At 36.3% G+C, this 22793-nt stretch carries 26 protein-coding genes; 15 read left to right on the top strand and 11 right to left on the bottom strand.

The features are described from left to right. Nucleotides 1–59: 59 nt before the first annotated feature. The 6 genes from dnaN to EV200_RS18490 form a co-directional block, all read right to left on the bottom strand. Complete coding sequence (gene dnaN / locus EV200_RS18515) at nucleotides 60–1184, bottom strand: DNA polymerase III subunit beta (RefSeq protein WP_029288796.1); 1125 nt, start codon at nucleotides 1182–1184, stop codon at nucleotides 60–62. 33 nt (nucleotides 1185–1217) lie between these two features. Then, complete coding sequence (gene gldG, locus EV200_RS18510) at nucleotides 1218–2903, bottom strand: gliding motility-associated ABC transporter substrate-binding protein GldG (RefSeq protein ID WP_132535361.1); 1686 nt, start codon at nucleotides 2901–2903, stop codon at nucleotides 1218–1220. Beyond that, nucleotides 2903–3628, bottom strand: coding sequence for a gliding motility-associated ABC transporter permease subunit GldF (gene gldF, locus EV200_RS18505; RefSeq protein ID WP_132535359.1), 726 nt, complete (start codon nucleotides 3626–3628; stop codon nucleotides 2903–2905). Before gldF ends, gldG begins: the two co-directional genes overlap by 1 nt. Nucleotides 3629–3750: 122 nt before the next feature. Then, the gene (locus tag EV200_RS18500) at nucleotides 3751–4455 is read right to left on the bottom strand and encodes an outer membrane beta-barrel protein (RefSeq protein WP_132535357.1); all 705 of its coding nucleotides are present in this window, start codon (nucleotides 4453–4455) and stop codon (nucleotides 3751–3753) included. 91 nt (nucleotides 4456–4546) lie between these two features. Continuing rightward, nucleotides 4547–5254, bottom strand: a complete 708-nt coding sequence (locus EV200_RS18495) for an ATP-binding cassette domain-containing protein (protein WP_132535355.1) — start codon at nucleotides 5252–5254, stop codon at nucleotides 4547–4549. A gap of 104 nt (nucleotides 5255–5358) precedes the next feature. Continuing rightward, a complete protein-coding gene (locus EV200_RS18490) occupies nucleotides 5359–6282 on the bottom strand; it encodes a glycerophosphodiester phosphodiesterase family protein (RefSeq protein ID WP_132535353.1) in 924 nt (307 codons plus the stop codon). 275 nt (nucleotides 6283–6557) lie between these two features. Between EV200_RS18490 and EV200_RS18485 the strand changes: the two genes are divergently transcribed. The 13 genes from EV200_RS18485 to EV200_RS18430 all read left to right on the top strand — a co-directional run bounded on the left by EV200_RS18485 (nucleotide 6558) and on the right by EV200_RS18430 (nucleotide 16149). Next, on the top strand, nucleotides 6558–8201 hold the full coding sequence (locus EV200_RS18485) for a glycine--tRNA ligase (RefSeq protein WP_132535351.1): 1644 nt from the start codon (nucleotides 6558–6560) through the stop codon (nucleotides 8199–8201). 183 nt (nucleotides 8202–8384) lie between these two features. After that, on the top strand, nucleotides 8385–8789 hold the full coding sequence (locus EV200_RS18480) for a helix-turn-helix domain-containing protein (RefSeq protein ID WP_132535349.1): 405 nt from the start codon (nucleotides 8385–8387) through the stop codon (nucleotides 8787–8789). A gap of 87 nt (nucleotides 8790–8876) precedes the next feature. Next, nucleotides 8877–9641: an SDR family NAD(P)-dependent oxidoreductase gene (locus EV200_RS18475; protein ID WP_132535347.1), complete on the top strand. Its 765-nt coding sequence runs from the start codon at nucleotides 8877–8879 to the stop codon at nucleotides 9639–9641. A 160-nt stretch (nucleotides 9642–9801) separates the two neighbouring features. Next, nucleotides 9802–10500, top strand: coding sequence for a CAP domain-containing protein (locus EV200_RS18470; RefSeq protein WP_132535345.1), 699 nt, complete (start codon nucleotides 9802–9804; stop codon nucleotides 10498–10500). 111 nt (nucleotides 10501–10611) lie between these two features. After that, nucleotides 10612–11124, top strand: coding sequence for a GtrA family protein (locus EV200_RS18465; RefSeq protein WP_132535343.1), 513 nt, complete (start codon nucleotides 10612–10614; stop codon nucleotides 11122–11124). A 134-nt stretch (nucleotides 11125–11258) separates the two neighbouring features. Further along, nucleotides 11259–13040 (top strand): aromatic amino acid hydroxylase, encoded by a 1782-nt coding sequence (locus tag EV200_RS18460; protein WP_132535341.1) that lies wholly within the window; start codon nucleotides 11259–11261, stop codon nucleotides 13038–13040. A gap of 18 nt (nucleotides 13041–13058) precedes the next feature. Next, entirely contained in the window at nucleotides 13059–13295 is a 237-nt protein-coding gene (locus EV200_RS18455; protein WP_132535339.1) for a hypothetical protein, read from the top strand. Continuing rightward, nucleotides 13285–13608, top strand: coding sequence for a PIN domain-containing protein (locus tag EV200_RS18450; protein WP_132535337.1), 324 nt, complete (start codon nucleotides 13285–13287; stop codon nucleotides 13606–13608). The genes EV200_RS18455 and EV200_RS18450 overlap by 11 nt, the downstream gene beginning before the upstream one ends. Before the next feature lie 129 nt (nucleotides 13609–13737). Beyond that, nucleotides 13738–13905 (top strand): hypothetical protein, encoded by a 168-nt coding sequence (locus EV200_RS21815; protein ID WP_157263375.1) that lies wholly within the window; start codon nucleotides 13738–13740, stop codon nucleotides 13903–13905. Next, nucleotides 13892–14254: a type II toxin-antitoxin system VapC family toxin gene (locus EV200_RS18445; RefSeq protein WP_132535335.1), complete on the top strand. Its 363-nt coding sequence runs from the start codon at nucleotides 13892–13894 to the stop codon at nucleotides 14252–14254. Before EV200_RS21815 ends, EV200_RS18445 begins: the two co-directional genes overlap by 14 nt. Nucleotides 14255–14352: 98 nt before the next feature. Then, a complete protein-coding gene (locus EV200_RS18440; RefSeq protein WP_132535333.1) occupies nucleotides 14353–15054 on the top strand; it encodes an SDR family oxidoreductase in 702 nt (233 codons plus the stop codon). A gap of 71 nt (nucleotides 15055–15125) precedes the next feature. Then, on the top strand, nucleotides 15126–15488 hold the full coding sequence (locus EV200_RS18435; RefSeq protein WP_132535331.1) for a DUF4870 domain-containing protein: 363 nt from the start codon (nucleotides 15126–15128) through the stop codon (nucleotides 15486–15488). 112 nt (nucleotides 15489–15600) lie between these two features. Beyond that, nucleotides 15601–16149 (top strand): C40 family peptidase, encoded by a 549-nt coding sequence (locus EV200_RS18430; protein ID WP_132535329.1) that lies wholly within the window; start codon nucleotides 15601–15603, stop codon nucleotides 16147–16149. Nucleotide 16150: 1 nt separating this feature from the next. On the opposite strand, the gene EV200_RS18425 is transcribed toward EV200_RS18430, so the two are convergent. The 3 genes from EV200_RS18425 to EV200_RS18415 form a co-directional block, all read right to left on the bottom strand. Continuing rightward, nucleotides 16151–16753, bottom strand: coding sequence for a YdeI/OmpD-associated family protein (locus tag EV200_RS18425; protein WP_132535327.1), 603 nt, complete (start codon nucleotides 16751–16753; stop codon nucleotides 16151–16153). Between the two features lie 22 nt (nucleotides 16754–16775). Beyond that, the gene (locus EV200_RS18420) at nucleotides 16776–17663 is read right to left on the bottom strand and encodes a flavin reductase family protein (RefSeq protein WP_132535325.1); all 888 of its coding nucleotides are present in this window, start codon (nucleotides 17661–17663) and stop codon (nucleotides 16776–16778) included. A 194-nt stretch (nucleotides 17664–17857) separates the two neighbouring features. After that, on the bottom strand, nucleotides 17858–18853 hold the full coding sequence (locus EV200_RS18415) for a fumarylacetoacetate hydrolase family protein (RefSeq protein WP_132535322.1): 996 nt from the start codon (nucleotides 18851–18853) through the stop codon (nucleotides 17858–17860). 376 nt (nucleotides 18854–19229) lie between these two features. Between EV200_RS18415 and EV200_RS18410 the strand changes: the two genes are divergently transcribed. Together EV200_RS18410 and hppD are read left to right on the top strand one after the other, a co-directional pair. Beyond that, nucleotides 19230–20387, top strand: coding sequence for a homogentisate 1,2-dioxygenase (locus tag EV200_RS18410; protein ID WP_132535320.1), 1158 nt, complete (start codon nucleotides 19230–19232; stop codon nucleotides 20385–20387). Between the two features lie 89 nt (nucleotides 20388–20476). Next, nucleotides 20477–21607 (top strand): 4-hydroxyphenylpyruvate dioxygenase, encoded by a 1131-nt coding sequence (hppD, locus tag EV200_RS18405; RefSeq protein WP_132535318.1) that lies wholly within the window; start codon nucleotides 20477–20479, stop codon nucleotides 21605–21607. 178 nt (nucleotides 21608–21785) lie between these two features. On the opposite strand, the gene EV200_RS18400 is transcribed toward hppD, so the two are convergent. Next, nucleotides 21786–22304 (bottom strand): DsbA family protein, encoded by a 519-nt coding sequence (locus tag EV200_RS18400; RefSeq protein WP_132535316.1) that lies wholly within the window; start codon nucleotides 22302–22304, stop codon nucleotides 21786–21788. Between the two features lie 7 nt (nucleotides 22305–22311). Then, a complete protein-coding gene (locus tag EV200_RS18395; RefSeq protein ID WP_132535314.1) occupies nucleotides 22312–22773 on the bottom strand; it encodes a redoxin domain-containing protein in 462 nt (153 codons plus the stop codon). Nucleotides 22774–22793: the final 20 nt, after the last annotated feature.

Here is a 22793-nt window from a genome sequence, read left to right as displayed (position 1 = left end):
ACAAAAATGGCTTGGTCAAAAACCAAGCCATTTTTATATTAAACTAATATTTTAGTAGATTAATAACTATTGTTTAGCATTACTGGCATTACTAACATCAGCACGTCTTCGTTTTCATCATTAGTTTGAGGGATCAATAAACCAGCCCTGTTTGGCGTTGAAAGTTCTAAAGTAACTTCATCACCACTTAAATTAGTCAGCATTTCGATTAAAAAGCGAGCATTAAAACCAATTTCTAGGTCTTCACCATCATATTGACAACTTAAACGCTCATGCGCCTCGTTAGCAAAATCTAAATCTTCAGAAGAGATGTTAAGTTCGCTACCGTTAATTTTTAATCTTACCTGATGCGTGGTTTTATTAGCAAAGATAACTACCCTGCGAAGGGTGTTTAAAAACAAGCCTCTGTCAATCACCAGTTTATTCGGATTATTCTGAGGAATTACTGCTTCATAATCTGGATAGCGTTCGTCTATTAAACGACACACCAAATTAATATTATCAAACTTAAAAAAGGCGCTTGTTGCGTTATAATCTACTGATACATTAATATCTGTTGATGGCAATGCAGCCTTTAAAAGTGTTAATGCTTTTTTAGGAAGAATAAATGATGTCGCTTTATCAGCCTTGCTATCCATACGGCGATAGCGAACCAATTTATGGGCATCAGTAGCTACGAAAGTAATGTGCTGAGGAGATAGCTGACAAAATACACCCGTCATTGCCGGACGTAACTCATCATTACTAACCGCAAAAATTGTTTTGGTAATGGCTTCAGTTAAAACAGATGCCGGTAAATTCACTGAAGAAGCATTTTCAACAATCGGAATTTTAGGAAAATCATCACCGTTTTCACCACTTAACTTATATTTACCATCTCCAGCACTAATTTCAATTGCGAAAGTACTGTCATCGATATTGAAAGCAATGGGCTGATCTGGTAATGTTTTAAGGGTATCTAACAAAATTTTTGATGGAACAGCCACTTTACCTTCTTCTTTTGACTCCACAGCTAATGAGGTTGTCATGCTGGTTTGTAAATCAGTAGCTGAGATTGTTAAGTTTCCCTCTTTAATTTCGAAAAGAAAATTTTCTAGTATAGGTAAAACTGTACTGCTGCTAGATGCACCATTTACAGTTTGTAGGTGTTTTAATAAAGTTGATGTGGATACAATAAATCTCATGATATCATTTAGTCTTCTTCAAAAATATAAAAATTATTTAGCGTACTTGTATTTGCGGTAATAATGTTGAAAAATCGCAAAGAATATTAACAATAACAAAGGAACTGCAATATTTATAAACTGCCACTTGGCTTTTTCAAGCTTTATTTTAGATTTATCAAGTAACCTTATTTTTACTTCCTTATTTCTTAGAACGATCAGGTTGTCTTCATCAGTAAAATAATCGACAATATTTAATAGTAAAGCCTTGTTGCCATAAGTCCTTTGACTGAATCGATCAAAACCTAAAGGAAATGGTGAATGATCTCTTTCTGATACCTGATTTCTAAAAATATCACCATCACCGATAACGATCATCTTTGTTAGTCTACTTTTTGAATCCAGCGTAAATGGTGCTGAGATTCCGGTTGGCAATGGCCTTCCTGCAAATACAGACGGAAAACTTCCTTCCATCATTAAACTTACATGCTGTGGCACACTTTGAAATGCCCTTGGGTCTAATTGCTCGCCGATCATTTGCAAGCTAAACGGTTTGGGTGTAGTGTAAACCTTATTAAAGGGAGAAGTATTCAGAATGAAGGTTTTTTTTAATCCTTTAACACCAATACTATCCACAGTGCTTGGAAACTCAGCCTTTACACCATCTAACTTTTTAACTACGCTCTGGCTTGTATCCGGAAGTAAAATGGGATAGTAAATCCATGGCAGCAGATTCATTTGGCTTTGTCCACCTACCAATCCTGTTGAAACAGGAATTTCTGCACAATTTGCCGGATCGGCAATCAGGTTATAATTAATTCTTGCGCCATACATAAAAAGCATGTCATCAAGGTTTAGGTTGCTATTGGTGGCCATTTGCCCACTTTGTTGCCTCAAACTATCCAGCTCCGCTTTTACCTGATCAATACTCCAGAGAACACGGCCACCATTCATTACAAAGTAATTGATTTTGTATTTTTCCATTTCCGAAAATGGCTTGGTCGGCTTAGCAATAATCATCATGTTCAACTTATCCAGCCCTGCCTTATCAATCGTATTTAAATCCACACGCCCAACCTCATAGCTACTGGAAAGTGATCGGATAGCATCTCCAACCTGTAAATCATTCAGTTCTCCGTTTGATTCTGTAAATCCTATCCGTGGATTTCTTCCATCAATCACCTTTTTTAAACTTGCAGTGAAAACATATTCCAGATTTTCAATTGCCCGGTTAATATTATCTTCATAACTGCCACGTGTATCTAAATTCTGAAAAAGCTTAACCGGAAACTCCTTATTATCAGTTTCGATCATGGCCATGGGATACACCAATTTCTGTGTGAGCCCTGCATCAGTTTTAACACTTAAGTTAGTGGCCTCAATGCCCCTTTCATATAAATTATTGATCACCGTATCCTGATCTGACTGATTCAGTCCAGCCAGCGGATCTACAAAAACAATTTTTAAATCTGCATTTGAGTAAGCTTTGTAATCTGATAAGATATCATTTACCGCAGCCTGAAGGCGCTTAAAAGCAGGCGGTAGCTCACCATCTAAGAAGACAGTGACCATAATGGGCTTTTTATTTTTAGTCAGAATAGTTTTTGTTTTATCGCTTAAAGTAAAACGTTTATCAGCAGTAAAGTCAAAACGGTAAAAAACATATTGACCAATCATGTTAACTGCCACAATAATGACCAATACCAATAATAAATTCAGCAATTTGTTCCATTTCTTCATTAGCGTTTCCCTCCTATCGTTACTTTAGTGAACACTAAAAAAAGCACTGTTAGGGTAATGAAGTAGATTAAATCCCGGGTATCCAGTACGCCCCTACTTATTGAGGCATAATGTTGATTAATTCCGAAGCTTAAAATACTGTTTTGGAAATTTTGCAAAAAAGGCAACTGACTGGTGTAATCAAAACCTAAAAAAGCAAAGGCACATAAAGCCGCACAAATAACGAAAGCAATCACCTGGTTTTTGGTTAATGCAGAAGCAAAGATCCCCATCGCTGTGAAAGCTGCTCCAAGAAAAAACAAGCCAATATAGGAACCGATTACTGCTCCTGAATCAATATTCCCTTCAGGAAAACCTAGTTTTGAAATGGAATAACAATAAACAAATGTTGGAATTAAAGAGAAAAACACCAACACCAGGCTGGCTAAAAACTTTGCGACAATAATTTGAGAAACTGTAATGGGCTTGGTGATCAGCAGTTCGTAAGTTCCTTCCCTTCGTTCTTCGGCAAAAGACCTCATGGTAATGGCAGGAATTAAAAACATGAATAAATAAGGTGCCAAACTAAAGAAACCACCCATTTCTGCATAGCCATAATCTAAAATCGAAGTGTCAGGAAAAAACCAAAGTAGCAGCCCTGAAATAAGCAAGAAAATGCCAATGGTGATATAAGCCACCATTGAACTTAAGAAACTGAATAACTCGCGTTTAAAAACTGCGTACATACCACTTTAAAACGCCGAAGTTAATTAAATATTCGGGCATATTAATGAAGCGAAGTTGGTAATCGTGTTAAAGAACTTTACTGTAGGTGTCATTGTTAACCGATAACATTTATTTGTACTTCTTAAAATGAGAAGCCAACACCGACTGATAAAATCCTGTTTTTTTCTTGGTAAAACCTGATATTTTCGCCAGTTATTGTTGTTAAACCCAGGCCATAACCCGCATGAATATTAAATCCATTTTTTAATTGATAACCTGCTAAAAAGTTCAGCCCAAAATCTCCTATTTTAAAATCCCCATCACTGCCAAACTTAACATTACGCTCCCCCGAGTCGTCCACGGTATTGTCGCTTCTTGTGGCTGTACCTTCTCTCTTAATTTTACCACTAATTGCAAATCCGTAATATGGACCACCGCCAAAAAAGATTTTTCCGCTACCAAGATTAAAATTTAAAATTGCATTTACAGGAATTTCCGCATACATCGTATTCAGTTTATAAGAACCCTGAAAAATGAACAAGTTTGATCCAGGTTCAAAATTTGAATTATAATACTTCGCTTTAGCACCCTTACCAATTAAACTTAAACCAGGTTGTAAGGAAAATACTTTTGATAATGGAAAATCTACTGTGCCACCTAAATAGAAAGAAGTGCTATTAGCGTAATCTGAGGGTTCAGGCCCAGCGTAAACAGATGCTCCTTCATTAGCAACAGCTATAGTTGGAAAAGTAATGCCAGCCTTGATGCCGAATTTAACCTGACTGGTTTGTGAGAATGCAAAAACAGACGTTAGCAGGATAGATAGTGTAGTGAAGAGCTTTTTCATAAGTTATTTTAGAGGAAAGAAAGTTATGAAAAAAACTTAAACGACAGATTAATAATGGATTAATAAATATATAAATTAACTTAAATCTGAATCAGGCAGTGAGTTTTCTAAAAATTTCTTCCAATGAGTCTTGATGATATGCTTTTTTAATTCCTTCAAGAGAATCATTGGCTACAATTTTACCTTTATTGATGATGATGATGTCATCACAAATGGCTTCAACCTCTTGCATAATGTGCGTAGAAATAATCACGGTTTTATTTTTTCCCAATTCCTTAATTAAAGCACGAATATCTACCAATTGGTTAGGATCAAGCCCAGAAGTAGGCTCATCTAGGATTAACACATCAGGATTATGAATAATGGCTTGTGCCAACCCTACCCTTTGGCGATAACCTTTAGATAGCATACTTATTTTTTTATGTTGCTCTGGTGTTAAACCTACCAGTTTGATCACTTCATCAACCCGACTTGCGATGTTATTTAATTTATAAGTCTCACCAACAAAACTTAGAAACTCCTTAACATACATTTCAGTATAGAGTGGTGTATTTTCTGGCAAATAACCGATGTGTTTTTTGGCTTCAATAGATTGACTGATAATATTTTGATTTGAAACCTCGGCAATACCAGATGTTGGCATCAGATAACCAGTTAACATGCGCATAGTAGTAGATTTCCCAGCACCATTTGGACCTAGAAACCCTAAAATTCTCCCAGGAAGTGCTTCAAAACTAATTGAATCGACAGCCTTTTGCTGATCGTAATGTTTGGAAAGATTTTTTACTGAAATGCTCATTTTACTTATTATTTAACCGCAAAGAAGGCTAAGTTTTTCGCAAAGAAGGCAAAGCTTAAAGTTTACTATCATGGTAATGCAGAAAGTAGTGACAATGCTATCATTTAATTAATATTTGCTGAACTCAACTTTTTATTATACCTAAATTTATCAAACTGTTCTGATGCCTGAGGCAAATTATCACTCGATAAAATATCAGCTCCGTTATTAATTAAATGGTAATATAGGTTTCTGGCCGGGCTTGCTATTGCACTTTTATCAATGTTGCCCATTGTACCTAAAATGGTGGTAATACCTTTGACATGAAGAAATTGATATAATTCCTTATCAGGAGCAGAAACACCAACAAAGGCTACAATTCTATTGTTCGGGACACCTAAGTCGTTGAGTCTTTTTAAATCTGATTTTTTCTGTACTGATGCAGAAATCATGAGCTCAGGTGCAAGGCGATGAACTTCCTGCGCCTGATTTGCATTATAAGTGATGATAATCGAATTACTTTCTACTTTATATTGCCTTACTTTTTCGATCACTTTAGCATAAGAGACACCTCTTTTTAAATCGATGGTGAGCAACACTTTTCCTTTGCTCCAACTCAATACACTATCTAATGTAGGAATTTTGAAATTGGTTTCTTTACCTTCATTATCTTTCAGGTTAAATGTTCTGAGTTGTTCATAGGTATAATTTCCAATCGGTCCTTTTCCTGTTGAGGTTCTGTCTAATTGATCATCATGCATAATCACCATTACTGAATCTTTGCTATAAGCAATATCAAATTCAATTATCATTGGATTATACTGCGTCGCATTTTCAAAAGTTTCGATGCAATTTTCTGGAAAACCAGGCATTGGTCCGCCTCGGTGCGCACTAATTAATGGATAACGATTTTCTGGTGTCCACTTCAAAAACTGATATAGTTGTGTGGTATTATTAAATTTAATATAGTGATGAACTTTTTCTTCTTGTTTGCATGAGACAAAAAGGAATGTGGTAAATGCGAGAAAAAGGAGATGATGGAATTTCATGCTTCAAAAGTAAGTTAAATTGCTTAATTGTTCAATGATTGATTAGTTACCATGCCCTCCGATATGCGATAAGCCTTTTTTTAAGCTAAACTCATAAGAAATGAAAATATTTTAATTGTATCAACCCTGTTTTGCTGATTGAAACCATGAACCCTATCATGAATTTAAGAGTATATCGTTAAATCCTAAAATGTCCTCATCCTTTTATTCTAGGGTAAAAACCTTCAGTCTTATACCTTTAAACCCTCCACCTTTTTATTATATTTGCCTCCATTATGGCTCAAAAGAATAACGACGAACAATTTAAAAATGTAATCTCACATGCAAAAGAATACGGATTCGTATTTCAGAGCAGCGAAATATATGATGGCTTAAGTGCTGTTTATGACTACGGCCAATTGGGTGCAGAGTTAAAAAATAACATTAAATCTTACTGGTGGAAAGCCATGGTACAGATGCATGAAAATATTGTAGGAATAGATTCTGCAATTTTTATGCATCCCAAAGTTTGGAAAGCAAGTGGTCACGTAGATGGATTCAACGATCCGATGATTGACAACAAGGACTCTAACAAACGCTACCGTGCCGACCAGTTGCTGGAAAATAAAATTGATGAGCTATATTCAGAATTAGCAAATTTCAGCGCAGACAACAAAACCAAATTTGAAGAATTTCAACAAGAAATATTAGGTTTAAGCGATGAAGGGCAAGCCAGTTGGATTCCAAGTTTTAAGGACGAAGACGGAATTTTAGATAATACAAAATATCCATTTGTAGATGAAGCCAGCTGGAGATTTGTTAAAAAAGGTTTAGCACTTGAAGTGGAAATGAACTTAGCGCTTAAATCAGAAAACTTAGCGCAGTTAAAAGATTTAATCGTTGATTATAAGGTTATCTGTCCGATTTCTAAAACTTCTAACTGGACGGATGTTCGCCAGTTTAACCTAATGTTCAGTACACAATTTGGTGCCATGGCAGAAGGTAGTGATGAAGTTTACCTTCGTCCGGAGACTGCGCAAGGTATTTTTGTGAACTTTTTAAATGTACAGAAATCAGGAAGAATGAAAATTCCTTTTGGTATCGCACAGATTGGTAAAGCTTTTAGAAATGAGGTAATTGCCCGTCAGTTCATTATGCGGATGCGTGAATTTGAACAAATGGAAATGCAGTTTTTTGTTCGCCCCGGTGAGGATAAAAAATGGTTTGAATACTGGAAGGATGCCCGTTTAAAATGGCATAAAGCTTTAGGAACTTCTCCTGAGAAATACCGCTATCATGATCACGTTAAATTAGCACATTATGCTAACGCTGCAACTGATATTGAGTTTGAATTCCCTTTTGGATTTAAGGAAGTGGAAGGTATCCACAGTCGTACAGATTTTGATTTAACGCAGCACCAGGAGTTTTCCGGCAAGAAAATGCAATACTTCGATAATGATCTAAACGAAGATGGTAAACCTTATGGAAATTATGTTCCTTATGTAATTGAAACTTCAATAGGTTTAGACCGTATGTTCTTGCTAACCATGATTAATGCTTTTGAGGAGCAAGATTTGAGTACAGCAGATAAACAGGACAGCCGTACACTATTACGTTTACACCCGGCTTTGGCGCCATATAAAGTGGCTGTTTTCCCGCTAACAAAAAAAGATGGCTTACCAGAAAAAGCTCGTGAAATTATGGATACCTTGAAATTCGATTTCAATTGTATTTATGAGGAAAAAGATGCCATTGGTAAACGTTACCGCCGTCAGGATGCTATAGGAACACCTTTTTGTTTAACTATCGATCACCAGAGTTTAGAAGACAATACGGTTACCATCCGTCATCGCGACAGCATGGAACAGGAACGTGTGGCTATCTCAGATTTAAGTGATATTATTAACAAGGCAGTGAGCTGGAAGACGCTACTAGCATAATTTAATCACCTCATACACCTAAAGCATTTTAATTAGGTTATCATATTTAGTCGCAGGTTTTGCCTGCGACTTTTTATTTCCTAAATTTTTAATGCAATATTTTGTTGTGGAACAGTCAAAATACCAAAACATAAATCTACTTCAGTTTTAACTCCATTATATTTGATTACCAATATTATCACTATGAAAATACCACAAAAATTCTTTGTCCGTCAACATGAAATTGCTGCAGATTATTTAAGGGAATTGGATAAGCATTTGGATGATATTGTTTCAGGCCGTGCAACAGAAATGTTCGAGGTTAGGGATTTTGCTGAATTACTTCATGTTCATCCAACCCACTTCAGTAATACCATTAAAGAAGCTACCGGACATTCTCCATGTTTTTTTTTCGAAGAACGTTTAATGGAAATATCAAAGTCGATGCTTCAGAATGTAGGCACACCAATTGCTGAAATTGCAAGAACACTTACTTATGACCCATCAAATTTCACCAAGTTTTTTAAGCACTTTGCCGGGCAAACGCCAAAACAATATCGCGAGGAATATTTCAAATCGCTGGCAAAACAGGAAATTATCACCATATAAAACTTAACTACTCACCATTTTTACTTAACCACTCACCATTTTTACAGCCTATTTGCTTTTAACTTTGTTTATCAAATTAAAAAGAAAATGGAAACACAAAATAAAATTGCCCTGGTAACCGGTGGTAGCCGCGGATTGGGAAAAAATTCGGCTTTAAAAATTGCTGAAAAAGGTTTGGATGTAATTTTAACCTATAATTCAAAAAAAGAAGAGGCTGAAAATACAGTTGAAGAGATTAAAAAACTTGGTGTAAATGCAGCAGCACTACAACTAGATGTATCGGACGCTAAAACATTTGATACTTTTTTCGAGGAGGTAAAATCAATATTATCATCAGTTTTTAATAAAGATAAATTCGATTTCCTAATTAATAATGCAGGGACAGGGCATCATGCCTTATTTGCCGAAACACAAATAGAAGATTTTGATAATTTAGTGAATATTCATTTCAAGGGACCTTTCTTTATCACACAAAAAGCCTTACCCATTTTAAATGATGGTGCTGGAATTATCAATATTTCAAGCGGTTTAGCAAGATTTAGCTTACCAGGATCTTCCGCTTATGGATCTTTAAAAGGTGCAATGGAGGTTTTAACACGTTATCAGGCAAAAGAGTTAGGCGCCAGAGGAATCAGATCTAACATCGTAGCTCCGGGAGCAATTGAAACTGATTTTAGCGGTGGTGCTGTTCGCGATAATGAGCAGTTAAATAAAATGATAGCTTCACAAACTGCTTTAGGTAGAGTTGGTTTACCTGATGATATTGGTGGGGTGGTTGCTTTTCTCTGTACAGAAGAAGCCAGATGGATTAATGCACAACGCATTGAAGCTTCGGGTGGTATGTTCTTATAAGTCCCGATCAAATAAGTGCTTGTTGATGTTGTTAATAATACTTCAGCAAGCATTTAATTTCCTTGCCTTATAAAGTAGGTCTAAGAATTAGTTTAACTGTAAAAATACCCCAACTAAAATAAACCGTTTCTTCGGGCGTTATCTCTGCAAATCGCCTATAATGATTAAACTGATCTTCATTGCATTTTTAGCCTTTTTTTGTAGCATCATGGCTCATGCACAAAGCTGGACGGATGCAGAATATCAACTTGCAAACACAGCAAAAAATTCATACTATTTAAGTAATGAAGAGAAAAACATTGTAATGTTCATGAATTTGATCCGCATTGATGGCGAAAAATTTTACTATACTTTTCTAGAAGATTACATTAACGATTATAATTCAAAAGTCCGTAAGTATCGGAATTACAACGACCTTAAAATCTCAAAAAACAACCCTTATTATTTATCATTACTCACTCATTTGCGTGGCATAAAAAACCTACCCGTATTTTATCCAGATGATAAATTATCAATGGTAAGTCGTAACCATGCATTGGATTTAAGCAAAAATAATTTAGATACGCATGAAAGTAGTAACGGAGACAAGTTTTCAAAAAGAATTTCTAAGTATTTCCCAAACAGAACAATGAGTGAAAATATCGATTTTGGTTACTCCAACGGTTTAGACATTGTTTGTCATTTACTATTAGACTGCGGCGTGCCATCACTCGGCCATCGTTTCACTATTATTGATCAAAAAAGCAAATTTAACATGGTGGGCATTAGCATCCAACGTCATCCATCTTATCGCTGGTGTGCGGTGATTGATTACGTGGCAAACCCTAAAGTTACTATCCCAACCTATGAAAATTTTTAAACCACATTCATTGTAGCCAAATGTGTAGGATCTAGTTCGATACTTTTTACTTTGTAAAAGCAACAGTATAAAAAATAATTTACCTTTGCAGCCAAACTACCCGAAACAACAATGCGTAAAGTTATTCTCGCTTTTATTGATTTTTTTTATCCCCCCTTTAAGAGTTTTATCTCTGCACATAATTTCAGGTATCTGGCAACTGGTGGCGGCACATTGCTGCTCGGCATTTTAAGTTATTATTTTGCCTACTTTTTTATTTTTAAAACTTCAGAAGTAAACTTTGGAATTATTGTACTGCAACGGGAAACCGCATCTTTACTGGTAGATTATGCCATAGCCATTCCAACCAGTTTCCTACTGAATAAGTATGTTATTTTTACGCACAGCGAATTAAAGGGGCGTGTTCAATTATTCCGTTTTTTAAACCTTCAATTTATTAACATCCTTGCCAATTACGTTTTACTTAAATTTTTATTGGAACTGTTAAGAGATTACCCTACACTAGCTATGCTTTCCAGAATAGCTGTCTCCGTTTTAATGGCCCTGTTTAGTTATTTATACCAGCATTATTTTACTTTTAGCGTAAAGAAACTTGGCCAAAGCCCAAAATCCCCGAAGCACTAAATTAGATTTTCAATCCTTTAAATTTTGCTTAAACCATTTATTACGCCAGGCTGTTAATTTTGGCAACAGCTTTCTTGTTTAGGTAAGGTTAACATCATAACTTAGCCATCGACCAACTTATTTTCATGAACACTATGAGCCATTTTAATGATTTTAATAATGCGCAGGTAGCAAAATTGCCTAATCATTTAAAGCAATTTATTGTTAATCAGAATTACGAAAAATATACTCCGATAGATCAGGCGGTGTGGCGCTACGTCATGCGTCAAAACTATAGCTATTTAAAAGATGTTGCTTATTATCCATATATCAAAGGTTTACAACGAGCAGGTTTGAGCATTGAATATATTCCTGATTTACAAACGATGAATGATAACCTGGGTAAAATTGGCTGGGGTGCTGTTACGGTTGATGGTTTCATTCCGCCAGCAGCTTTTATGGAGTATCAGGCCTATCGGGTGCTGGTAATTGCAGCCGATATCCGGCAGATTAACCACATTGAATATACACCAGCGCCAGATATTATTCATGAAAGTGCTGGTCACGCACCTATTATTGCAGATACAGATTATAATAATTATCTAAGCTATTTTGGTTCTATTGGTGCAAAGGCGATGTTTTCGGCTAAAGATTTCGAACTATATGAAGCCATTAGAAAGCTATCCATATTAAAAGAGGCAGTCGATGCTGATGAAGCGCAAATTGCGAAAGCAGAAAAAGCATTGCGTTACATCAGCGAAAATATGGGCGAGCCTTCGGAAATGGCCTTGCTTGGCCGTTTACATTGGTGGACCGTTGAATATGGATTGATTGGAACGCTAGAAAACCCAAAGATTTATGGTGCAGGTCTGCTTTCATCCATTGGGGAGAGTGCCTCTTGCATGAATAAAGAAGTTGAAAAATTATGGTATAGCATCGATACCATCAATTATCAATACGATATCACCAAGACCCAGCCTCAGCTTTTTGTAACGGAAACTTTTCAAAATCTAATTGATGTATTGGAACAATTTGCCGATACGATGGCCTTTCGTCGTGGCGGAGCAGAAAGCATCATGAAGGCCATTGCCTGCAAAAACGTAGCAACAGCTGTTTATTCCTCTGGCTTACAAGTGAGTGGTGTGATTACTGATATGGGTATTGGTCTATCAGATGATGTTACTTTTATCAAAACAACTGGCCCATCTGCCCTCGCCTTTAATGGCAAACAGCTTCCCGGACATGGAAAACAATATCATGCAGATGGCTTTTCCTCTCCGGTTGGCAAGCTGAAGGATACAAAAAAGCTATTGGAAGATTATAGTGATGAGGAAATTAGGACATTAGGAAACAACAATGATAATCGCACACAAATGGTTTTTAACAGTGGCATTCGGGTTGATGGCATAATTAGCGATATTTTAAGAGAAAATGGCAAGATTATATTAATCACATTTATGGATTGTACGGTTAATGAGAGCAATGGAAATATCCTTTTCAAACCAGAATGGGGTAATTATGATATGGCTGTTGGGGAGAAAATTGTTTCTGTTTTTAATGGCGCTGCCGATAAGGATGCTTTTGAAGAGATTACGCTCATCAGCGAAGAAAAAACACACCGGATTGTTTACGATGAGAAAACCGTACAGTTGCATCAATTGTACAAACGCGTACGGGAAATTCGCGAAAGTGGCGAAAACCTAGAAGCACTTACTGAAATTTTCGATCAGTTAAAACGAAATCACCGGCAAGACTGGCTCTGTGCATTAGAGATTTTGGAGATTGTTTTTCATAAAAAGATTTATCACCAGTTGGAAAAGGAAATACAGGTTTATCTGGAGATAAAAGCGGGAAAAGAATTAGATCATAAAAAACTCATTAACGATGGTTTACATGTGATTAAAAATCCAGTGAGCCAATTAATTGTTAACGAATAATTTATTAACTTTACGATTATGACAACGGTAACGGTACAAGTAGACAATGAACAAAATGCAGCACTTTTAGAAAAAATGCTTAAGGCTTTGTCGTTTGTTGAAACCGTTAATGTTGATCATTCCTTTTTGGTTGAAGAGCCCAAAGGATCTTATCAAAAACTTAAGCAAGCGATAGACAAAGCAGATGGACAAGATGTGTTAACGCACATTAATGACCCTTCAAAATGGCAAAAAGATATCAGGGATGAATGGTAATATTGTATTAGATACCAACATCCTAATTTATCTATCCAAAAAATTAATTAAGCCAGAAAAAATATTTGAAGAAGGTGTAGCTTACCACATTTCTGTTATTTCTAAAATGGAATTATTAGGTTATGCATTCAGAAACAGGTTTGAGGAAGAATTTTTAATTAATCTGATAAACGCTTTGAGCGTAGTTCCACTCACTAGCATTATAGCAGATGCAACAATCACGCTAAGAAAAAAAACAAAATCAAATTACCTGATGCAATTGTTTATTCCACTGCGCAAGTATTGGATGGTAAATTATTTACAAATAATATAGCTGATTTTGACAAAATAAATGGATCTGTTGATCTATTTAATCCTGTGAGCTAATTAATAACGGATTGATTGGTGGTAATGCACAAAGTATCGACCTGTGAAATTTGATATTATTTAAGTAAATTTGAGAATGATAATTGAAATCCAACAACCTGTTACAAAAGAAAAAGTTCAAGATGCAATAAAAAAAGTATCTGAAATGGGTGTGAAAAAGACCTTACGTAAGCACTTTGGTAAGCTACAACGTGGTTTAGATGGAGTAGACTACCAGAAAAAAATAAGAAATGAGTTCATTTAGTTTTGTAGCAGATACAAACTTCCTGATTAATGTTCATGAAGGACTTGAAAAAACTGAACCCTTTTTAGACGGTACTGCAATCGTATCCGTGATTTCAGAAATTGAATTACTTGGCTGGCATTTATTAAAGGAAGAAGATAAATTGAGCTTAAAATCTCTTCTTGAAGATTGTGTTATCATGGAATTGAACTCTGAAATTAAGAACATCGCCATAAGCGTTAGACAGCGCTTTAAGGTTAAAACCCCTGATGCAATCATCGCTGCTACTTCAAAGTTTTTGCAGATACCTTTAGTAACTTCTGATCAGGGATTCAAATCTATTAATGATATTGAATTAATTTTGATTTAATATCATTACAGGATTTTAAGCTTCACCAAACTTAAAACGGTTTGACATTTAAATGCAAGAGCGTTAGACCTTATTCATAATATTACAATACCTTACCAATGAACATTATAATTACCGGAGCGAGTAGCGGAATAGGATTTGAAACTGCATTAGAGTTTAGTTTACAGAAAGAAAATAAGATTGTTGCCATTGCCCGTTCGGCAGATAAATTGCGTAAACTCCTGGAAATTGCCAAGGGAATTAATCCTGATTGTACACTTTTACCAGTAGAATTTGACATTGTTAACGATGATTATGCTGCACTTATTCCGTTTTTGAAAGAACGTTTGGGCAATATAGATATCTTAATTAACAATGCAGGCACATTAATTAATAAGCCTTTTTTAGAAACAACTGAACAAGATTTAGGCGTAATGTTGCAAAGCAATGTGATTAGTCATTTCAGGATGATTCAACATGTGTTGCCATTAATGCAAAGTGGTAGCCATATCGTAAACATTGGAAGCATGGGCGGTTTTCAGGGGAGTGTTAAATTTCCAGGCTTATCAGCATACTCGGCAAGTAAGGCTGCACTTCATACCTTAACTGAATGTTTGGCTTTTGAATTAGCTGAATCTGGGATTAAAATTAACTGCTTGGCTTTAGGATCAGCACAAACAGAAATGCTGGAAGCCGCATTTCCTGGATATCAAAGCCCTGTAATGGCATTTGAAATGGGTAAATACATTGCCGATTTTGCTAAAACCGGACATAAATATTTTAATGGAAAGGTTTTACCTGTTGCTGTAAGTACCCCGTAAATATTTTTTCAAATTTTCACAACAGTTTCGTTAGTTATTTGTTACTGACTAAAATCTAATTTTGATAAATCATGGAAACAAACACAAAATTCAATTCAACTGACAATGGTAAAAGTGCTGCAATAGTAAGCTACATTTTCCTAATTGGCTGGCTCATTTCTTACTTTGCTATGTATAAAGATAATAAAACGGCTTTATCCAGTTACCATTTAAGGCAATCGCTATTATTGCATTTAGCTATTATTGTAGTTAATATTATTATAACTATCATATTGGCTATTTTTCCAGTAGCACTTTTAGGCTATTTGAGTTATGTGATTTATATTGTATATATCATCTTCATCATTTTAGGTGCAGTTAGCGCAAATAATAATCAGCTAAAACCACTTCCTGTAATCGGAGACAAAGCTCAAGGTTTTTTCCCAAGCATTTAAATTAAACTAATATTAAGTCAGGCCTGGACACGCTGTCCAGGCTTTTTGTTTTAACGAGTTTTCCACATTCCTTAGCGCTCTTATATTTTTTTTATATCTTGTCATCCAACATATGAAGAAAATAACATTTGCAATTCTGTTTTTCATTTTGTCTGCAAGCGCAGTGAATGCTCAAAACATCATTCCTGCTCAATATCAGGATCTCGTTAAAAAGTTAGTCGCCACTTTACCAAGAAATACTTCATCGACATTTAAAGATGGTTCTTCAGCAAATTCAGAATCTTTAATAGATTTTGCTAAAAGTATGCTGGGAATCCGCTATCGTTATGCGACTAGCAATCCTAAAATTGGTTTTGATTGTTCAGGTTTTGTAAGTTATGTTTTTAGCAATTTCGGTTTTAAAGTCCCACGTTCATCTAGAGAGTTTAGTGGAGCAGGAACAGAAACTACTTTAGAAAATGCAAAAGTTGGCGATGTATTAATTTTCACCGGAAGCAATTCTAAAATAAGAAGAATTGGCCATGTTGGAATTGTTTATTCTATCGACGAAAATGGAATTAAATTTATTCATGCATCTTCAGGAAAAGCGCACAGTGTTACTATTACTGAACTTAATGGCCACTACAGAAATCGTTTTATGAAAATTGTAAGCATCATCTAGCTTACTTTTTATATTTCCACATTCTGGTTTTCCCTTCTCTGATCCATTCTATTGCTGTGGCTAACCTTTTTTGTCTGGTGATTTCTGTTTTAGCCTCTTCCAACCAGAGTACATAATCTTTTTTGTTAGAAGCACTGAAGTTTTGGAACACATCGATTGCTACAAAATCTTTCTGTAGTGCATCAATAAAATATTGTGGGATAATAAATGCTTGTGGGCTTGCTTTAGGCTTCGCCGGAAGTTTAATCCCATCTTCATTTAGTTGAATGGCTTGTTGAATATAGGCGATCAGAATTTCATCAGCAGGTAAATCTGCAAAACTTTTTATTTTACCCAACATCCCCATAGCGTTGGTACGCTCTTCAAAAATATTGAATTCATCTTCAATTAAAGCTCCCTTCCAAAAGCCAAAAGCACAATGATTTTTAAAGGCCGCCATGTGGCATACCGAACCTTTAAAATCAAAAAATGGCATACCCCACTTTATTTTTTCCTCTATCCTAGCATCAGCCTGATGAACCAAATTCCTCAAATGATCCAGTATTGGAATGGCAAATGGTGCTGATTTGATGATGTATTGATCAACTTGAACGATGGCATGCATAAGCCTGGATTTTAAATTAAATTTACAGCAAAACAACTTTTAATGCAAACTCTACATTTTCTTGTTTTAAAAGGCTTTTAGCCAATTCATGAAGCTCTCTTTCCCTATTAGTGACATCACCAATAGTCGCATCTAAAACTTCTTTCACTTCAGGATTTAAAGTGATCAAATCAACTTCTTCATTACTTGGTAGATATTCAACATTTCCTAACATACCTAGATCATTACCTGTTAACACTTTGGATAGACGTACGGATTTTGGTAAGGCATCTACACCGATACCTAGCTTTGCTAAAGGTTTTGCCACTTTAAATAAATTATCTGCTGTAACCCTGCAGTACCAGTCGCCACCCAGGCGGGCAACCAAATCTATTTTTTCCTGATCTATTTTGCCTTCGCTATTCAGAATATTTTCATTGATATGTATGAGCTTGATCTCGGCTAAAATCAAGTTTCCGGCACCATGTTGATCACCCAATGGAATAACCTGATTCACCACGCACTCAAATTGTACTGGTGCTTCTGCTACTCTTGGGGGCTTAACTAAATCAGATTTTAGCATGGTAAAACCAGCTTTTTCAAATTCATTTACTTCTTTCGCATATTCTGTACTCGCCAAACTCATCTGCTGCACCATATCGTAGTTGACAATATTGATCACGCATTCTTTTACCTGCAGTACGTTTTCAAGTGTGTGTTTGGTGGTATTATCGCGTACCCGCCGGGCTGGTGAAAAAACACAAATCGGAGGCTTGGTACTAAACATGTTGAAAAAACTGAAGGGGCTCAAATTGATATTCCCTTCAGCATCAATTGTTGATGCGAAACAAATTGGCCGCGGCGCTATGGCATATTGCAGGTAATCTTGCAATTGCATGGCAGATAAATCTTCAGTTTTTAAAGTTAACATGAGCTGGGGAATTGGTGGGGTTGAATTTTTGTAAAGCTGTAAAGTTGGGATTTGGTAAGTTGTTCAGTTGAATAGTAATTATAGCGAGTAAGTCGAGGTTTTGAAGGTTGACATATTTCCGACCCTCTCTATCCTTATATATTGCCCTGCAGACTTTACAGACTAAACACCTAACCAACTTACCGCCTGCTCTCCTATTTCTTCAAAGCCAAAATAGAAAAATCGGTATTTGCTTTCGTAATGGTATTGGTTAAAGCACCTAAGCCGGTAATCTCCATTTCTACAACATCACCCGGTTGCAACCATTGGGTCTGGTAGTTTGGATCGTTTAATAAACCCGTTCCATTTAGTTCCAGAAAACATCCTGTTCCAACTGTACCCGATCCAATTACATCGCCCGGAAGAATATCTACACCGTAAGCACAACGCTCAATGATCTCTGCAAAGGTCCAGTCCATATCTGCGGCATTACCTTTTGATACTTCAATGCCATTTACCCGGCATGTCATTTTCAAATTGTAAGCATTCCCAACATGACCTTCTTTTGCTGAAACTTTGTAAGGTTCCAATTCATCAGGTGTTACCAGCCAAGGACCAATTACAGTTGAAAAATCTTTTCCTTTTGCCGGACCAAGGTTTAACAACATTTCTTCCATCTGCAAAGTTCTGGCGCTCATATCGTTCATCACCATATAACCAGCAATATATTCATCCGCATCTGCGGCTTTAATATTTCTTCCTTTTTTACCAATAACAATAGCCAGTTCCAATTCAAAATCTAGTTTTTCAAAATGATCTGGCATACATTCAACTTCACCAGTTCCCTGAATGGCATTATGGTTGGTGAAATAGAAAATTGGATATTCATCAAACTGTGGAATCATATCTACTTTACGGTTCCGGCGAGCTGCAGCAACATGCTGTCTGAATGCATATCCATCACGGCAACTGGTGGGGTTAGGCACTGGCGCTAAAATTTCATAGAAGATTTCTTCTTTTGCTTGTAAACTTCCATCTTTTATCTGAGCATCTACTTTTTTTGCCCTTTCCATCAATACCTCTCCACCCTGCAAAAATGCATTCATGTTGTCAGGCAGTAACTTATCACAGCTATTCAGATTGTAAATATGTCCATCTATAAACAGGCCTAAATGAACAATGTCTTCGGTTTTATAGGATACGAATTTCATATGATTTGGTTAAAATATGGGGTAAATATAGTAAAAAGGTACTGCGTTCAAAATGAACTCAATTTCGATAAAATAACCATAATCTATTTTAAGTGATTGATTATCAACTTAAAATTTAGCTTAAATAAATGATTAAATATTTCTTCCTATTGAAGAATATACTTATTTTAGCTGCATCAAAACCATGATTTTAAAAGCATTACATATCAATTTAGTTAACGATGCCATCGCTGCACGTCGCTATAAAATGCTATCTAAATTAATCATGGCTCAATATTCTTTGTAATCTTCGAGTGCCTTCTTTTTTAATTAAACGCCATCACGTTTTTAATTATTTATTCTTTTAGATTTTATTTCTAACCTAACATCAATTCATATGCCTGTTTATCACAAATTAGGCCAGATACCTGCAAAGCGACACACGGTTTTTCGTAAACCGGATGGAAAACTCTATGCCGAAGAACTGGTTTCTACTGAAGGCTTTTCAAGTTTATACTCACTTGTTTACCATTGCCACCCACCTACCATTGTAAAACATTTAGGTGAACCTTATAGTGTCGAACCTAAAATTGCCCGTGAAAAACATTTGAAGCATACCAGCTTAATTGGTTTCAAAATTAAGCCAGAGGATGATTACCTTCAAAGCCGGAAGCCTGTTTTAGTAAATAGCGATTTACATATCGTGTTGGCTGCGCCACGGAAATCAATGACTGATTATTTCTATAAAAACAGTCAGGCAGATGAAATGATTTTCATCCATGAGGGATCGGGGAAATTGAAAACTGGCTTTGGGGAAATTAAGTTTGGTTATGGTGATTACCTGATTATTCCCCGGGGTACCATCTATCAAATGGAATTTGATCAGGAACAAAACAGGCTGTTTATTGTAGAAAGTTTCAGTCCATTACGCCCTCCTAAACGATATTTAAATCAATATGGGCAATTAATGGAACACTCTCCTTATTGCGAACGTGATTTAAGATTGCCTGAAAATTTGCAAACACATGATGAATATGGCGATTTTAAAGTCCTCATCAAAAAACAAGGATTAATTTATCCGTATACCTATGGCACCCATCCGTTCGATTATATTGGATGGGATGGATATCATTATCCATATGCCTTTTCCATTCATGATTTCGAGCCGATTACCGGGCGCTTGCATCAGCCACCTCCGGTACACCAAACTTTCGAAGGACACAATTTTGTTGTTTGTTCTTTCGTACCACGTAAGTACGATTACCACCCCGATTCTATTCCAGCGCCTTACAACCACAGCAATGTAGATAGCGATGAGGTACTATATTATGTAGATGGTGATTTTATGAGCAGAAAAAGTGTGGTGAAGGGACAAATTACGCTTCATCCGGGTGGTATCCCGCACGGACCGCATCCCGGAACGGTAGAGAAATCAATTGGTAAAGAAAGTACAGACGAGTTGGCGGTTATGATTGATCCTTTTAAACCATTAATGCTAACACAGGAGGCTTTGGATATTGAGGATGAAAATTACCACAAAAGCTGGCAGATTTAAGTCGTGAGTCTGTCTTACGAGATGGCGCTTAATTAATTTAAATACATCATTACGCGATCGGAAAATCGATCATAGAAAATAGCACAAAAATGGAAACACAAACATTTGCAGAAAAAATATCAAAGGCACCAGATTTTCTGCCCATCAACGGAACAGATTATATTGAATTTTATGTAGGAAATGCTAAACAGGCAGCCCATTACTACAAAACCGCATATGGCTTTCAGAGTTTAGCCTATGCCGGGCCGGAAACGGGTGTGCGTGACCGGGCATCATATGTTTTACAGCAAGGAAAAATCAGGTTGATTTTGACGACAGCTTTAAAATCAGATCACCCGATTTCGGAGCATGTAAAAAAACACGGAGACGGTGTTAAAGTGCTGGCACTTTGGGTAGATGATGCTTACAGTGCTTTTGAAGAAACCACTAAACGTGGTGCGAAACCGTATATGGAGCCGAAAACGCTAACCGACGAGAATGGCGAAGTGAAAATGAGTGGAATCTACACTTATGGCGAAACGATTCACATGTTTATTGAAAGAAAAAACTATACTGGTGCATTTATGCCAGGTTACCGGGTTTGGGAAAGTGATTACCAACCTGCAGATGCCGGATTGTTATACATCGATCATTGTGTAGGAAATGTAGGTTGGAACCGAATGAATGAAGCCGTTCAATGGTATGAAGATGTAATGGGATTTGTTAATATTCTATCTTTTGATGATAAACAGATCAATACTGAATATTCTGCATTGATGAGTAAGGTGATGAGCAATGGAAATGGTTTTTCAAAATTCCCAATTAACGAGCCTGCGGAAGGTAAAAAGAAATCGCAGATTGAAGAATATCTAGAATATTATGAAGGTGAAGGCGTTCAGCACATTGCTGTGGCTACTAAAGATATTGTGAAAACAGTTATAGAGCTGAAATCTCGGGGTGTGGAGTTTTTAAGTGCACCTCCTGAGGCTTATTATGATATGATGCCACAACGTGTTGGCAAAATAGATGAAGAAATTTCTTTATTGGAAAGCCTTGGTATTTTGGTTGATTGTGACGAAGAGGGCTATCTATTGCAGATTTTCACTAAACCTGTTGAGGACAGGCCAACTTTATTTTTTGAAATTATTCAGCGAAAAGGTGCACAAAGCTTTGGTGCAGGTAATTTTAAAGCCTTATTTGAGTCATTAGAGCGTGAGCAGGAATTAAGAGGGAATTTATAGGTTGTAAAATCAATTCTTCACTAAAACTTCATAAATGAAGTGCACCTTTGATATAACAAAACACCAGAAGCGATTTCCGTTTTGTTAAATTCTAAAAACTTCATAATTAGTTTTTTAGTTTTCCGGTTACCCTTATCTGATACCTCATGTATTGCAAAATACATGAGGTTTTTTATTTTTATTCGGCACTCTCTTTTAGCATTTCAAATAAATCTTCTGGTCCGCCGTCGAATTTGGTTTCATTTACGTAGAACGATGGTGTTCCATTTACGCCACTTCTCACACCGCTTTCAAAATCATCTTCTACTTTTTGCTTCACCGCATCGGTTTGAATGTCCTTTTCAAATTGCTCAATATCTAAGCCGATAGTCTCTGCAAGTTCCTGAAAAAGATCTTCACTCAAACGATACTGGTTGTCATAGATGGCATCATGCATCTCCCAGAATTTATCCTGAAGTGCTGCTGCCTCTGCTGCTAAAGCTGCCTGAAATGCAAATTCATGGGATTCTTGTAAAGGAAAATGCCTGAACACGAACCTGATTTGATCACCAAAAGTCTGCTCAATTTCTTTTATAATGGGATAGGCATGCGCACAATGTGGACATTGATAATCTCCATACTCTACAATGGTAATGGATGCAGCATCAGATCCCTCTATATGATCTTTACTGCTTACTTCTGGTTTTAAGGTACTCATAAGCGCTTTATTTTTTTTCTAATTCTTCCAAGGCATTTAATATTCCGTCTGCACCCGGGTTAACAGCCGTTGGCGATAAATAACTCCAGGCAATTTTACCATCTTTATCGATAACGAAAAGTGCTCTTTTACTCTCTCCTACTTCATCATCATAAACACCATAGGCTTTCGAAACTTCGCCTTTTGGCTCAAAATCAGCCAGGAGCGGAAAATGAAGTTTTCTATCCTGCTGAAATGCATTATGACACCAGGTACTATCTACCGATATGCCAATCATCTGTGCATCGTGCTTACTAAAATACTTCAGCATTTCATTATACAGCGCCATTTGATCTCCACATACCGGACTCCAATCGGCTGGATAAAAAGCCAGAATAATATTCCTGCCTTTAAAATCACTTAACTTTATTTTTTGATCTGGTGTAGCATTCAATTCAAAATCTGGTGCTACGGTTCCTTTTTCTAACATTATTTTATGTTTATTTCAGG

Origin of the sequence: Pedobacter psychrotolerans (assembly GCF_004340665.1) — a bacterium.
Classification (GTDB): domain Bacteria; phylum Bacteroidota; class Bacteroidia; order Sphingobacteriales; family Sphingobacteriaceae; genus Pedobacter; species Pedobacter psychrotolerans.
The sequence above is the reverse complement of the archived record's forward strand: the minus strand, read 5'-3'. Positions and strand labels throughout refer to the sequence as shown.